The organism is Pseudomonas sp. ATCC PTA-122608 (genome assembly GCF_001952855.1).
GTDB lineage: Bacteria > Pseudomonadota > Gammaproteobacteria > Pseudomonadales > Pseudomonadaceae > Aquipseudomonas.
This window is the reverse complement of record NZ_LPNO01000029.1, coordinates 1-14,453: the sequence shown is the minus strand read 5'-3', so window position 1 is coordinate 14,453 and position 14,453 is coordinate 1. Positions and strand designations below refer to the sequence as shown.

Sequence of the window (14,453 nt, the reverse complement as noted above, 5' to 3'; positions counted from 1 at the left end):
TGATCTCCATCGTTTTCGAGATTGTGTAATCCAATGACCACTCAAACCCTCGACCTCGCCGCCGCCAGCCAAGGCTATCGCCGCCTGCTGGCCCGCCGCTTCTGGCTGCTGGCCCTGCTGGGTGGCGCGCTGATTTGCGCGATCCTCGTGGACCTGGCCAGCGGCCCGTCGGGCATGGGCCTTGGCGCCTTGCTCGATGGCTTGTTGCACCCGGCCCACCTGAGCGCTACCGACCAGGTGATTATCTGGAACGTGCGCCTGCCCTACGCATTGATGGCGGTATTGGTCGGTTGCGCACTCTCGCTGGCGGGCGCCGAGATGCAGGCGATCCTCAACAACCCGTTGGCCAGTCCGTTTACCCTGGGGGTTTCCTCGGCGGCGGCGTTGGGCGCGTCCCTGGTGATTGTGTTTCCAGTGACAACGCTGTGGGTGTCGGCCAATACGGCGATTTCCATCTCGGCGTTTGTGTTTGCCGCCGCCTCGGTCTTTTTGCTGCAAGCCATGTCACGCCTGCGCGGTGCCGGGGTGGAAAGCCTGGTGCTGTTCGGGATTGCCCTGGTGTTCAGTTGCAACGCGGTGGTCGCGCTGTTGCAACTGGTCGCCACCGAGGACGTGCTGCAACAACTGGTGTTCTGGACCCTGGGCAGCGTGACCCGGGCCAACTGGGACAAGCTCGGCATCCTCGCGTTGGTGGTCGCGGTGGTCATGCCCTTCTCCTTCGCTGCTGCCCCGCGCCTGACCTTGCTGCGCATGGGGGAAGACCGCGCGCAGAGCTTTGGTGTGGACGTGAAACGCCTGCGGTTTTTCTCGTTGCTGCGCATCAGCCTGCTGTCGGCCACCGCCGTGGCGTTTGTGGGAACCATCGGATTTATCGGGCTGGTAGGTCCGCATATCGCGCGGATCCTGGTGGGTGAAGACCAACGCTTCCTGCTGCCGGCCAGCGCGCTTGTCGGTGCTTTGCTGCTGTCACTGTCGTCCATCGCCAGCAAGCTGATCATGCCCGGCGTGATCGTGCCGGTGGGCATCGTCACCGCACTGGTGGGCGTGCCGATTTTCGTGTTGCTGGTGTTCAAGCGCGGGAGGCAGTTATGAGTACGGGATTGTCGATTCAGAACGCCCACGTCAGTTATGGCCGGCGCCAGATTGTGCATGACCTGAGTTTGCCGCCCCTGGCCTACGGCAGTTTGACCGCGTTGATCGGACCGAACGGTGCGGGCAAGTCAACGTTGCTGCGAGCGGTGGCCGGGCTGGAAAAGATGCAGGGCGTTGTCAGATTGGGTGACCTGGACCTGACGAAAATGTCCGTCGGCGAGCGTGCCCGACGCGTGACCTACATGCCGCAAAACCTGCCACCGGGGTTGAGCCTGAGCGTGATGGAAAGCGTAATCGCGGCGTTGCGAGTGGCGAATGTCGATGGCATCCCGCTTTCAAGCGACACATGCATGCGCGAGGCCTTTGATGCGTTGCAGCGGATTGGTATCGCTCATCTGGCGGATCAGCTATTGAGCACGTTATCCGGCGGTCAGCGGCAACTGGTCAGCCTCGCGCAACTGATAGCGCGCCGACCACAGGTGATGCTGCTGGATGAGCCCACCAGTGCGCTGGATTTGAACTACCAGTTAAAAGTCATGGACTGCGTGCGCGGCCTGGTCCGTGAACACAACCTGATCGCCGTGGTGGTGCTGCACGACATCAACCTCGCCGCGCGTTATGCCGACCATATCGCGGTGCTGCGACAAGGCCGGTTACATGCCTGTGGCCCAGCGGACGAAGTGCTGGATGCGGCGCTGTTTGCCGAAGTCTATGGCGTGCAGGTCCGCATCGAGCGGTGTTCGCAGCAGACGTTGCAGGTGTTAGTAGATGGAGCAGTGGCTTAGCCTTATGTGGCGAGGGAGCTTGCTCCCGTTGGGCTGCGCAGCAGCCCCAAAACCTGAGCACGCGGTCTTCAGGCGGACCTGGGTGAGGCATTTGGGAGCGCTTCGCACTGGAGCGCCAGCCCGGTCCAGCGGGAGCAAGCTCCCTCGCCACAAAGATCACTCCAGCAGTTGTCTGGAAGAAATGACGGTGGCGTACTCGCCGTGGAGGTTGCCCAACGACATGGCATGCACCGCCTCCGCCGAATGCATCTGTCCAAAGAAGTCCGCCTTGTCGAAGGTGTAGCAGGCATCTTCGATAACCCACGTCTCAAACCCCAGGTTGCCGGCACTGCGGGCCGTGGCCTCCACCGAGTTATGGGTGGCCACGCCCACCAGCACCACTTGCCGAATCCCGGCGTCACGCAAACTCGCTTCCAGCCCCGTCCCACAAAACGCATCCGGCACCCGCTTCTGGATCAGTTGCTCGTCCGCCTGGGGCACAAACGCCTCCTGAAATTCCACCCCCGCCTGCTCCGGCCAGAACACCGACTCCGGCGAATGGGACAAATGCTGCACATGAATCACCGGCCAATCTTCGCGCCGCCAATACCCCAGCAACGCCTGCATACGCTCCTCGGCGTGCGGATTGTTGCGCCGCCCCAGCTTGGGATGATGAATGCCTTTTTGCTGATCAATCAAAACCAACGCTGCGCCCGCACGAATTTCCATATCGATAGACCCAAATGTTTCATTGAATTTTCGTCACCCTAACATCACCTATACCTACAGGCATTCGCTCAAGCATCACCACCCTTGGAGAGCTTCATGATCGACCTGTATTACTGGACCACCCCCAACGGTCACAAAGTGTCGTTGTTCCTGGAAGAAGCCGGTCTGCCTTACGAGGTGCACCCGATCAATATTGGTCAGGGCGAGCAGTTCAAGCCTGACTTCCTGAAAATCGCCCCCAATAACCGCATCCCGGCCATCGTCGATCAGAACCCGACCGACGGCGGCGCGCCGATTTCCCTGTTCGAATCCGGCGCAATCCTGCTGTACCTCGCGGAAAAAACCGGCAAGTTCATTCCCCAGGACCTGCGCGGTCGTCAGGAAGCCTTGCAGTGGTTGTTCTGGCAGATGGGCGGCCTGGGACCGATGGCCGGGCAGAATCACCACTTCAGCCAGTTCGCCCCGGAGAAGATTTCCTACGCGATCAAACGCTATGTGGATGAGACGGCCCGTCTGTATGGCGTGCTGGACCGGCGCCTGGCCGACCGCACGTTCGTGGCCGGCGATGAGTACAGCATTGCCGACATGGCGATCTACCCGTGGATCGTTTCCCACAAGTGGCAGAGCCAGAAGCTGGAAGACTTCCCACATGTAGAACGCTGGTTCAACCACATCAAGCAACGCCCGGCGACGGTGCGTGCTTATGAGCTGGTGCAGAAGGTCAATCCGCCGAAATCCTGAAGGTCAACGGGATCAAAAATGTGGGAGCGGGCTTGCTCGCGAATGCGGTGGATCAGCCACAACTCTATTAGCTGATACACCGCATTCGCGAGCAAGCCCGCTCCCACACTGATTTGTGCCCGACTAAAAACCTTACGCAAATCCTGAAATAAGCATCGCCTCCCGCTTGCGTCGTTTCGCCGCGCTCACTAACGTAGCGCCTTTACTGACGCTACCCCCCGCAGGAGCTTTGCCATGGCCTCGCCAGCCCTCTCACATTTTCTTCCCCGGTTCGGCGTTGCCGCGGCAATTGCCAGTGCCTTGGGCCTGGCCGGTTGCCAGTTACAAAGCACCCAAGACACCCTGCCTCCGGTTTCCGGCGTGCAGCCCATCAAGGGCCTGGCGCAGAACGTTTCCGTGCGCCGCAACAGCCAGGGCATCCCGCTGATTGAAAGCAGCACCTTCCACGATGCGCTGTTCACCCTGGGCTATGTGCACGCCAGCGACCGCATCACCCAGATGGTCACCCTGCGCCTGTTGGCCCAGGGCCGCCTGGCGGAAATGTCCGGGCCGCAAGTGCTGGATGTCGACCGATTCATGCGGGCGGTCAACCTGCGCAAGAGCGCCGGCGAGCTGTATAACGCCTCGTCGCCGCGCCTCAAGCGCTTCTTTGAGGTGTATGCGCGCGGGGTCAACGCCTACCTGTTCCGCTACCGCGACAAGCTGCCGCCAGACCTGGCCCAGACCGGCTACAAGCCTGAATACTGGAAGCCGGAAGATTCGGCGCTGCTGTTCTGCCTGCTGAATTTCAGCGAGTCGACCAACTTGCAGGAAGAGTTGTCCTCGTTGGTGCTGGCGCAGAAAGTCGGCGCCGACAAACTCGCCTGGCTGACCCCAAGCTACCCGGATGAACCGTTGCCGGTGGCCGAGTCCGACAAGCTCAAGGGCATCAACCTGAGCCAGATCCCGGGCCTCGCCGCGTTGACCAATCTCAGCGAACACCTCGGCACCTTGAACACCTTGGGCACTTCCAGCTCCAGCAACTGGGCGATCGGCCCGCAGCGCAGCCGCAGCAACAAAAGCCTTTTGGCCAATGACCTGTCGACCTCAATGCAGGCGCCGTCGCTGTGGAACTACGTGCAGATCCGCTCGCCGAAATACCAGGCCGCCGGTGTGTCCATCGCCGGTTTGCCAACCCTGCTTTCCGGCTTCAACGGCAAGGTGGCGTGGAGCATGAGCCAGGTCTCGGGCGACACCCAGGATGTGTTCCTGGAGAAGGTCAAGCGCCAGGGCAACGCGCTGTACTACGAGAACAACGGCAAATGGCTGCCGGCCATCGTGCGCAACGAAACCTACTTCGCCAAGGGCCAGCGGCCGATTCGTGAAGCCGTGTATGAAACCCGCCACGGGCCACTGCTCAATAGTGCCCAGTCGCTGAGCAGCGGCTACGGCCTGGCCTTGCAGACCGCCGATTTCAAGGACGACAAGAGCCTGGACGCGTTCTTCGACCTGTCCCGCGCGCAAACCGCCGGTAAAGCGTCTGACGCCACCCGGGAAATTCGCGCAATTGCCTTGAACATGGTATTCGCCGATGCCAGCAGCATCGGCTGGCAAGTGACCGGGCGCTTCCCGAACCGCCGTGAAGGCGAAGGCCTGGTGCCGTCGCCGGGCTGGGACGGGCGTTTCGACTGGGATGGCTACGCCGACGCGATGCTGCACCCTTATGATCAGGACCCGGCCCAAGGCTGGATCGGCACCGCCAACCAGCGCACCATTCCGCGCGGCTACGGCATGCAGTTATCCAACTCCTGGGCCGCGCCGGAACGTGCCGAACGTATCGCGCAACTGGCCGGCAGTGGCAAGCATGACAGCCGCAGCATGATCGCCATGCAGTACGACCAGACCACCACGTTTGCCGCCAAGCTCAAGAGCATGTTCCAGGCGCCGGGCATGGCCCAGCCGCTGAAACAGGCGATCGATGGATTGCCGGCGGCAGACCAGACCAAGGCGCGGGAAGCCCTGGGCCGCCTTATGGCGTTCGATGGCCGTCTCGTCTCCACCTCTGCCGACGCAGCGATCTATGAACTGTTCCTGCAGGAAAGCGCCAAGCAGATTTTCCTCGACGAACTCGGTCCGGAAAACAGCGCCACCTGGAAAGCCTTTATCGGCAACGCCAACCTGTCGTACTCGGCGGTGGCCGACCACTTGCTGGGGCGCGAAGACAGCCCGTTCTGGAATGATGCGCGCACCGGGCAGAAAACCGACAAACCGGTGATCCTGGCCCGCAGCCTGGCCGTCGCAATCACCGCAGGCGATAGCGCACTGGGCGCCGATCACAAGGCCTGGCAGTGGGGCAAATTGCACAGCTACACCTGGAAAAACACCAGCGGCCAGAACATCCGCGGCCCACTGGCAGCGGGCGGCGATCACAACACGCTGAACAGCGCACCGTATAGCTGGGGCCAGAGTTTCGACACGACCCAGGTGCCGGCGCTGCGGATGATTGTCGACTTCGGCCAGGTGGAACCGATGATGGGCCAAAGCGGCATCGGCCAATCCGGCAACCCGGCCAGCCCGAACTATGCCAATGGCATCAACCCGTGGCTGAAGGCGCAATACCTGAGCTTCCCGATGCAGCCGCAGAACTTTGACGGGGTGTATGGGAAGACGCGGTTGACGTTGGTACCGGGCAAGTAACCCGGTTTCCCTGACTCAACTGGATCAAAATGTGGGAGCGGGCTTGCTCGCGAATGCGGTGGATCAGTCACCAGATATATTGACTGACACACCGCATTCGCGAGCAAGCCCGCTCCCACATTTGATCGCATGCATTCCGATAGAACTTCTCCACCCGCCCCCGCCTCATAACTAACAAGCCCACCTCCACGGCACGCCCATGGACCTTGTTATCGCCCGGCCCGAAGGCCTCTACTGCCCCGCTGGGGATTTCTACATCGACCCCTGGCGCCCGGTTGAACGCTCGGTCATTACCCATGCCCACGGCGACCACGCCCGCACCGGCAATCAACACTACCTGGCCGCCGCCCCCGGCGAAGGCATCCTGCGCTCGCGTCTGGGCCAAGACATCAACCTGCAAACCCTGGCCTACGGCGAAACCCTGCGCCATCACGGCGTTACTTTGAGCTTCCATCCCGCCGGCCACGTGCTCGGCTCTGCCCAAGTGCGCCTGGAATACCAGGGTGAAGTCTGGGTCGCCTCCGGCGACTATAAAGTCGAGCCCGACGGCACCTGCGCGCCGTTTGAACCGGTGCGCTGCCATACCTTTATCACCGAATCGACCTTCGGCCTGCCGATCTACCGCTGGCAGCCCCAGGCGCAGATTTTTGCCGGGATCAACGACTGGTGGCAGGCGAATATCGCGGCCGGCAAGGCCAGCGTGCTGTTCTGTTATTCCTTCGGCAAGGCTCAGCGGATTCTCCACGGCATCGACGCCAGCATCGGCCCGATCCTCAGCCATGGCGCGGTCGAACCCCTGAACCGGGTGTACCGCGAAGCGGGCATCTATATCCCCGAAACCCTCTACGCCGGTGACTTCAAAAAGACCGACCCTTTGTTGCGCCAGGCCCTGATCATCGCCCCGCCCTCGGCCGGCGGCAGCACCTGGATACGCCGTTTCGGCGACTACAGCGACGCTTTCGCCAGCGGCTGGATGCGCCTGCGCGGTACCCGGCGGCGGCGCGGAGTGGATCGCGGCTTTGTGCTCTCGGACCACGCCGATTGGCCCGGGCTGTTGTGGGCCATCGAGCAAACCGGCGCTGAGCGCGTGATGGTCACCCACGGTTCTGTGGGCGTATTGGTCCGACACCTGCGGGAAAAGGGCCTCGACGCGCAAGGGTTCACCACCGAATACGGCGATGACGAAGAGGAAGCCGGGTCATGAAAGCCTTCGCCGAGCTGTACGCCAACCTCGACGCAACCACTTCCAGCAATGCCAAACTCGCGGCCTTGCAGGCTTACTTCCTACAAGCGCCAGCGGAAGATGCCGCATGGGCGGTGTACTTTTTATCCGGTGGCCGCCCGCGGCAACTGGTGCCCACGCGGTTGCTGCGGGACATGGCCACCGAAGCCGCCGGTATTGAACCGTGGTTGTTCGAAGAGAGTTATCAGTCGGTAGGCGACCTGGCGGAAACCATTTCCCTGCTGTTACCGGAATCGCCCCACACCTCCAACGACGGTTTGGCTGTGTGGCTCGAAGAAAAGCTTCTGCCCTTGCGCGGCCTGCCGCCAGAAGAGTTGGCCGAACGCCTGCCTGCGTTGTGGGCACAATTGGATCAACCGAGCCTGATGCTGTGCATCAAGCTGATCACCGGCAGCTTCCGGGTTGGCGTATCGAAGTTGCTCGTCACCCGCGCCCTGGCCGCCATGGCCGGGCTCGACAGTAAACGCGTGGCTCAGCGCCTGGTGGGCTACACCGACCTGTCCAACCGTCCGACCGCCGAAGGCTATTTGAAACTGATTGCCGCCGAATCGTCCGACGAGCATGCGCAACGCGGCGGGCAGCCTTATCCGTTTTTTCTCGCCCATGGCCTGGCGCAACCGGTGGAGCAATTTGATGCCTTGCTCGGCGCCCCCGCTGACTGGCAAGTGGAATGGAAGTGGGACGGCATCCGCGCACAGCTGGTCAAGCGCGAAGGCCGCTTGTGGATCTGGTCCCGGGGCGAAGAACTGGTCACCGACCGCTTTCCGGAACTTCATGAGCTGGAAAACAGCCTGCCGGATGGCACGGTGATCGACGGCGAAATCATGGTATGGAAGGGCTCGGTGCAACCATTCGCCCTGCTGCAACAGCGCATCGGCCGCAAAACCCTGAGCAAGAAAATCCTCGAAGACGCCCCCGTCGCGGTACTGGCCTATGACCTGCTGGAACACCAGGGCGACGACTGGCGCAACCACACCCAGGCCGAGCGTCGGGCACAACTGGAACAGGTGATCAGCGACTGCGACCAGCCCACGTTGCGGGCGTCGCCTTTGCTGACCGGCGACAGCTGGCAGGCCTTGGCGGAACAACGTGAAGCCTCCCGCAGCCTGGGCGTGGAAGGCATGATGCTCAAGGCCCGGGATGGCCTCTACGGCGTGGGCCGCACCAAGGACATGGGCGTGTGGTGGAAGTGGAAAGTCGACCCGTTCAGTATCGACGCCGTGCTGATCTATGCCCAGCGCGGCCATGGCCGGCGCGCCAGCCTGTACAGCGACTACACCTTCGCCGTATGGGACGGACCGCCCGGCAGCGAACGCACGCTGGTGCCATTCGCCAAGGCGTATTCGGGGCTGACCGATGAAGAAATGCGCAAGGTCGACGGAATCATCCGCAAGACCACCGTGGAGAAATTCGGCCCGGTGAGCAGCGTGACGCCCAGCCTGGTGTTTGAGTTGGGCTTTGAGGGCATCGCCCTGTCCAAGCGGCACAAGAGCGGAATTGCCGTGCGTTTCCCGAGGATGTTGCGCTGGCGCCAGGACAAGTCGGTAGAGGACGCCGACAACCTGGCGACCTTGCAGGATTTACTGACCTGACACGCCTCTCACGAACACCACCGATCAATGTGGGAGCGGGCAAGCCCGCTTGAGCGATCGTTCCCACGTTCTACGTGGGAATGCATCCCGTGACGCTCCGCGTCACCACTGCGCAAGACTTGAACCGTGCGTTGCCCGTTGGACGCAGAGCGTCCGGGGCGGCATTCCCACGCAGAGCGTTGGAACGAGCACATCAAGACAGTTGCTCCCAGATTTAAAATCCTTATGCGCTTCAAAATAGTGCGCGGAATTATCAATGCCCATTTTCGGGCATTTCCTACCGACACAACTCCTTAATCTCACCTTTTAAAACGACCATTCGGAACTATGGTGCAGAAATTGCTACTTGAGTCAGGTCTGACACCGTTCAGTAACAGTCCTAACCGCGCCACAAGCGCTTATCTTGGTTTCCAGGGATTACATAATGAAAAAAGCATTGCTGACCCTTTCTGCACTGGCTCTGTGCATGGCCGCCGGTTCCGCGCTGGCCAAGGAATACAAGGAATTGCGTTTTGGTGTCGATCCGTCCTACGCGCCGTTTGAGTCAAAAGCCGCTGATGGCAGCCTGGTGGGCTTCGATATCGACTTGGGCAATGCCATCTGTGCCGAGCTGAAGGTCAAGTGCAAGTGGGTCGAAAGTGATTTCGACGGCATGATTCCAGGCCTCAATGCCAACAAGTTTGATGGCGTGATTTCGTCGATGACGGTCACCACAGCCCGTGAAAAGGCAATCGACTTCTCCAACGAGCTGTTCTCCGGCCCGACTTCCCTGGTGTTCAAAAAGGGCGCGAACTTCTCCACGCCTGAGTCCCTCAAGGGCAAAAGCGTTGGCTACGAGCAAGGCACCATCCAGGAAGCCTACGCCAAGGCCGTACTGGACAAGGCCGGTGTAACCACCAAGGCCTACGCCAACCAGGACCAGGTGTACGCCGACCTGACTTCCGGCCGCCTGGACGCTTCCGTACAGGACATGCTGCAAGCCGAACTGGGCTTTTTGAAGTCGCCAGCCGGCGCTGGTTATGAAGTCAGCAAGGCCATCGACGATCCACTGCTGCCGTCCAAAACTGCGGTCGGTATCAAAAAAGGTAACAAAGACCTCAAGGCCTTGTTGGATAAAGGTATCAAAGCGTTACACGATGATGGCACCTACGCCACCATCCAGAAGAAACACTTTGGCGATCTGAACCTGTACAGCGGCAAATAATGCCTGGGGCGCCCTTCCTCTGGAGGGGCGCTTTTTTATCGCCATAGGTCCTGATTTATGTTCGAAGATCTTTTGCAAACCCTGGGGCTCAGTGCCTTTAGCTTGAAGGGTTTCGGCCCGCTGTTGCTGCAAGGCACCTGGATGACCGTCAAGTTGTCGGTGTTTTCCCTGGCCGTCAGCGTGTTGCTGGGCTTGCTCGGCGCCACTGCCAAACTGTCCAGCCTGGCGTTCGTGCGGATTCCCGCACAGATCTACACCACCTTGATTCGCGGCGTGCCCGACCTGGTGCTGATGCTGCTGATTTTCTACAGCCTGCAAATGTGGCTGACCGGCTTTACCGACTTTATGGAATGGGACTACATCGAGATCGACCCATTCAGCGCCGGGGTGATCACCCTGGGCTTTATCTACGGTGCGTATTTCACCGAGACCTTCCGCGGTGCGATCCTCGCCGTGCCCCGTGGCCAACTGGAAGCCGCCACGGCCTACGGACTCACGCGTGGCCAGCGGTTTCGCTTCGTGACCTTCCCGCAGATGATGCGCTTCGCCCTGCCGGGCATTAACAACAACTGGTGCGTGATGCTCAAGGCCACGGCCCTGGTGTCGATCATCGGTTTGGCCGACCTGGTCAAGGCCGCACAGGATGCCGGCAAGAGCACCTATCAGCTGTTCTATTTCCTGGTGATCGCCGCGTTTATCTACCTGTTGATCACCAGCGCGTCCAACTTCGTCCTGCGCTACCTGGAACGGCGCTACTCCGCAGGCTCCCGGGAGGCAGTGCGATGATCGAACTTATCCAACAATACTGGCGCCCCTTCCTTTATAGCGACGGCCAGCACATCACCGGCCTGGCCATGACCATGTGGCTGCTCAGCGCCTCGATCTTCATCGGCTTCCTGGTGTCGATCCCGCTGTCCATCGCCCGGGTGTCGCGCAATCGCTGGGTACGCTGGCCCGTGCAGTTCTACACCTACCTGTTTCGCGGCACACCGCTGTATATCCAGCTGCTGATTTGCTACACCGGGATCTACAGCATCGCGGCGGTTCGCGCGCAGCCGGTACTGGATGCGTTCTTTCGCGATGCGATGAACTGCACCCTCCTCGCCTTCGCCCTCAATACCTGCGCCTACACCACGGAGATTTTTGCCGGGGCGATCCGCAGCATGGCCCACGGCGAAGTCGAAGCGGCAAAAGCCTACGGCCTGAGCGGCTGGAAACTGTATGCCTACGTGATCATGCCGTCGGCCCTGCGCCGCTCGCTGCCGTACTACAGTAATGAAGTGATCCTGATGCTGCACTCGACGACGGTGGCCTTCACCGCGACGATCCCGGATATCCTGAAAGTCGCCCGGGACGCCAACTCGGCCACCTACATGACCTTTCAATCATTCGGTATCGCTGCGCTGATCTACCTGACCGTGACCTTTGCTCTGGTCGGTCTGTTTCGTCTGGCGGAGCGTCGCTGGCTGGCCTTTCTCGGCCCCAGCCACTAAGGAGCCTTCATGCGTCATCAGATTCATCCACTCGTGGCACCGGTGCCGGGCACGGCGCGGCAGATCCACAGCTTCCACTTCGGGCCGGAGCAGGCTGAAGGCAAGGTCTACATCCAGTCGTCGCTGCACGCTGACGAGTTGCCGGGCATGCTGGTGGCCTGGCACTTGAAAGTGCGCCTGGCGGAGCTGGCAGCGGCCGACCGCCTGCGCAGCGAGATCGTGCTGGTGCCCATCGCCAACCCGACCGGCCTGGAACAGGTTTTGATGGACATCCCCCTGGGCCGCTACGAGCTGGAAAGCGGGCAGAACTTCAATCGCCTGTTTGTCGACCTGAGCGACGACGTCGGCAATCAGGTTGAAGAACTGCTGGGGGATGATCCACAGCACAACGTCGAACTGATTCGCGACGCACTTACCATGGCCCTGGCAGCGCAAACACCCGTCACGCAACTGGAATCCCAGCGCCTGGTGCTGCAACGCCTGGCCTGCGATGCCGACATGGTGCTGGACTTGCACTGCGACTTCGAAGCCGTGGCGCACCTGTACACCACTCCCGAAGCGTGGCCCCGGGTGGAGCCGTTGGCGCGCTATATCGGCTCCGAAGCCAGCCTGTTGGCTACCGACTCCGGTGGGCAGTCGTTCGATGAGTGTTTCACGCTGGTGTGGTGGCAATTGCAGCAACGCTTTGGCGAGCGCTTCCCGATCCCGATGGGCAGCTTTTCCGTCACCGTCGAGTTGCGCGGCCAGGGCGACGTCAACCACGGACTGGCCAGCCTCGACTGCCAGGCGATCATCGATTACCTGATTCACTTCGGCGCGATCAGCGGCGAGCCTGCAGCGTTGCCGGCGCTGCCCTACCCCGCCACACCGCTGGCGGGCGTCGAGCCGGTGGCCACACCGGTGGGCGGTTTGCTGGTGTTCAGCGCCCTGCCTGGGGAATACGTGGAAGCCGGGCAACTGATCGCCGAAATCATCGACCCTATTTCTGACCGCGTAACGCCGGTGCATTGCCGCAATGCCGGCCTGCTTTACGCCCGTTCGCTGCGGCGCATGGCCACTGCCGGGATGGTCATCGCCCATGTCGCGGGCACTGAAGCCTATCGCAGCGGCTACCTACTTTCGCCTTGAGGATGCACGCCCCATGTACAAATTGACCGTTGAAGGCCTGCATAAAAGCTATGGCGACAATGAGGTGCTCAAAGGTGTCTCGCTCAAGGCCAAGACCGGTGATGTGATCAGTTTGATCGGCGCCAGCGGCTCGGGCAAAAGCACCTTTTTGCGTTGCATCAACTTTCTTGAACAGCCGAATGATGGCGCGATGACGCTGGATGGTCAGCAGATTCGTATGGTCAGTGACCGCCATGGGATGCGCGTGGCGGATGATGCGGAGTTGCAGCGCCTGCGTACGCGGTTGGCGATGGTGTTTCAGCATTTCAACTTGTGGAGCCATATGAGTGTGCTGGAGAACATCACCATGGCGCCGCGCCGGGTCTTGGGCTGCAGCAAGAAGGACGCCGAGGACCGTGCTCGTCGGTATCTGGACAAGGTTGGGTTGCCGGCGCGGGTGGCGGATCAGTATCCGGCGTTTTTGTCGGGGGGCCAGCAACAGCGGGTGGCGATTGCCCGGGCGTTGGCGATGGAGCCGGAGGTGATGCTGTTTGACGAGCCGACTTCGGCGCTGGATCCGGAGTTGGTGGGTGAGGTGTTGAAGGTGATCCAGGGGTTGGCCGAGGAAGGCCGGACGATGATCATGGTGACCCATGAGATGAGCTTTGCCCGCAAGGTGTCGAGCCAGGTGCTGTTTTTGCACAAGGGGTTGGTGGAGGAACAGGGTGCGCCGGAGGATGTGCTGGGTAATCCGAAGAGCGAACGGTTGCAGCAGTTTTTGAGTGGGAATTTGAAGTAGCCGGTAGGGGTGGGGGCATATCCGTTATTTAGGTAACGGCCGCCTATGGTTCCGCTCTTACAGCGGCTCACTTTTGAACAGCGCAAAAGTAAGCAAAACGCTCTTGCCCCACCACTCGGCACCTCGCTTAGGCTCGGTGTGCCCTCACTCCGGCTTTGGAGCGTGGGCCGCCGCGATGGGCCATCCTTGGCCCAGCGCGGCTAACCCGGCGTCCTGCCGGGTTACCCACGCTCCAAAGCCTGCGTTCGGCCAGCGTGGTTTAACGGGGCGCCTAAGATCAAGATCAAAAGCAGATCAACAGCACAGCGGCCTACCGGCCGGCTTGAGTGTGGTGAAGCAACAGCAACAGCAGAATCAAAAGCTAAAGCGGGCACGGTCCAAATGTGGGAGCGGGCTTGCTCGCGAAGGTCGTTAACGATGACGCTGGCATTCTGGATGAACGCGGCGGTCTCAGGTTTTTCGCGAGCAAGCTCGCTCCTACAGAAAAGCAGCTCTGCTTTTGCTTTTAACACTCAAGCCGGCCGGTAGGCCGCTGTGCTCTGCTTTTGATCTGCTTTTGATCTTGACCTGCGGGCCCCGTCAACCACGATGGCCGCAAGCAGGCACGGTGGAGCGGGTAAATCGGCAGGGAAGCCGATTTAGCCGCGCCGGGCCATGGATGGCCCGTCGCGGCGGCCCGCGGAATCGGGCCGGAGTGCGGGCATGCCGAGCCTGGGCGAGGCACCGAGTGGTGGGGCAAAGACCTTTTGGTTACTTTTGGGGCGTTCCCCCCGTGTCAGCCTATCTGTCACCTCTGATGTTTGACTCAATCATTCAAGGGGGCGAAGGTGTTTGGCAATGCCGAAACGTTATGACAATGACTTCAAGGATTGGGCGGTTCTGCAAATGATGCCGCCCCTTAATCGAGCGGTGGCAGAACTCGCCGTTGCAATCGGCGTCACCCCACAGTCACTGCGAGATTGGAGACAAATGGCTAGAGATAAAGGTTTGGTCGTTCCAGGCAATAACAAGAC

General features: G+C 61.0%; 13 protein-coding genes. 12 read left to right on the top strand and 1 reads right to left on the bottom strand.

From position 1 onward, the window contains the following. Positions 1-33: 33 nt before the first annotated feature. A complete protein-coding gene (locus tag AU074_RS22505; protein ID WP_076016576.1) occupies positions 34-1,092 on the top strand; it encodes an iron ABC transporter permease in 1,059 nt (352 codons plus the stop codon). Further along, positions 1,089-1,877 carry an ABC transporter ATP-binding protein gene (locus AU074_RS22500; RefSeq protein ID WP_076016575.1) on the top strand — a complete coding sequence of 263 codons (789 nt, stop codon included), beginning with the start codon at positions 1,089-1,091 and terminating at the stop codon, positions 1,875-1,877. The genes AU074_RS22505 and AU074_RS22500 overlap by 4 nt, the downstream gene beginning before the upstream one ends. A 156-nt stretch (positions 1,878-2,033) precedes the next feature. Here the strand turns inward: AU074_RS22500 and AU074_RS22495 are convergent, their stop codons facing one another. Further along, positions 2,034-2,585 carry a cysteine hydrolase family protein gene (locus AU074_RS22495; protein ID WP_076016574.1) on the bottom strand — a complete coding sequence of 184 codons (552 nt, stop codon included), beginning with the start codon at positions 2,583-2,585 and terminating at the stop codon, positions 2,034-2,036. Between the two features lie 96 nt (positions 2,586-2,681). Between AU074_RS22495 and AU074_RS22490 the strand changes: the two genes are divergently transcribed. The 10 genes from AU074_RS22490 to AU074_RS34950 all read left to right on the top strand — a co-directional run. Continuing rightward, the gene (locus AU074_RS22490; RefSeq protein WP_076016573.1) at positions 2,682-3,326 is read left to right on the top strand and encodes a glutathione binding-like protein; all 645 of its coding nucleotides are present in this window, start codon (positions 2,682-2,684) and stop codon (positions 3,324-3,326) included. A gap of 234 nt (positions 3,327-3,560) precedes the next feature. Then, positions 3,561-6,002: a penicillin acylase family protein gene (locus AU074_RS22485; RefSeq protein WP_076016572.1), complete on the top strand. Its 2,442-nt coding sequence runs from the start codon at positions 3,561-3,563 to the stop codon at positions 6,000-6,002. Between the two features lie 199 nt (positions 6,003-6,201). Beyond that, positions 6,202-7,206, top strand: a complete 1,005-nt coding sequence (locus AU074_RS22480) for a ligase-associated DNA damage response exonuclease (protein ID WP_076016571.1) — start codon at positions 6,202-6,204, stop codon at positions 7,204-7,206. Next, entirely contained in the window at positions 7,203-8,837 is a 1,635-nt protein-coding gene (locus tag AU074_RS22475) for an ATP-dependent DNA ligase (RefSeq protein WP_076016570.1), read from the top strand. The genes AU074_RS22480 and AU074_RS22475 overlap by 4 nt, the downstream gene beginning before the upstream one ends. A gap of 424 nt (positions 8,838-9,261) precedes the next feature. Continuing rightward, positions 9,262-10,041: a transporter substrate-binding domain-containing protein gene (locus AU074_RS22470; protein WP_076016569.1), complete on the top strand. Its 780-nt coding sequence runs from the start codon at positions 9,262-9,264 to the stop codon at positions 10,039-10,041. Between the two features lie 57 nt (positions 10,042-10,098). Next, the gene (locus AU074_RS22465; protein ID WP_076016568.1) at positions 10,099-10,827 is read left to right on the top strand and encodes an ABC transporter permease; all 729 of its coding nucleotides are present in this window, start codon (positions 10,099-10,101) and stop codon (positions 10,825-10,827) included. Further along, positions 10,824-11,534, top strand: a complete 711-nt coding sequence (locus AU074_RS22460; protein WP_076016567.1) for an ABC transporter permease — start codon at positions 10,824-10,826, stop codon at positions 11,532-11,534. The genes AU074_RS22465 and AU074_RS22460 overlap by 4 nt, the downstream gene beginning before the upstream one ends. A gap of 9 nt (positions 11,535-11,543) precedes the next feature. Then, the gene (locus AU074_RS22455; protein ID WP_076016566.1) at positions 11,544-12,662 is read left to right on the top strand and encodes a succinylglutamate desuccinylase/aspartoacylase family protein; all 1,119 of its coding nucleotides are present in this window, start codon (positions 11,544-11,546) and stop codon (positions 12,660-12,662) included. Between the two features lie 13 nt (positions 12,663-12,675). Further along, positions 12,676-13,440 carry an ABC transporter ATP-binding protein gene (locus AU074_RS22450; RefSeq protein WP_063032874.1) on the top strand — a complete coding sequence of 255 codons (765 nt, stop codon included), beginning with the start codon at positions 12,676-12,678 and terminating at the stop codon, positions 13,438-13,440. Positions 13,441-14,277: 837 nt separating this feature from the next. Then, the coding region (locus AU074_RS34950) for a transposase (protein ID WP_143503556.1) at positions 14,278-14,453 on the top strand (176 nt) is incomplete at its 3' end.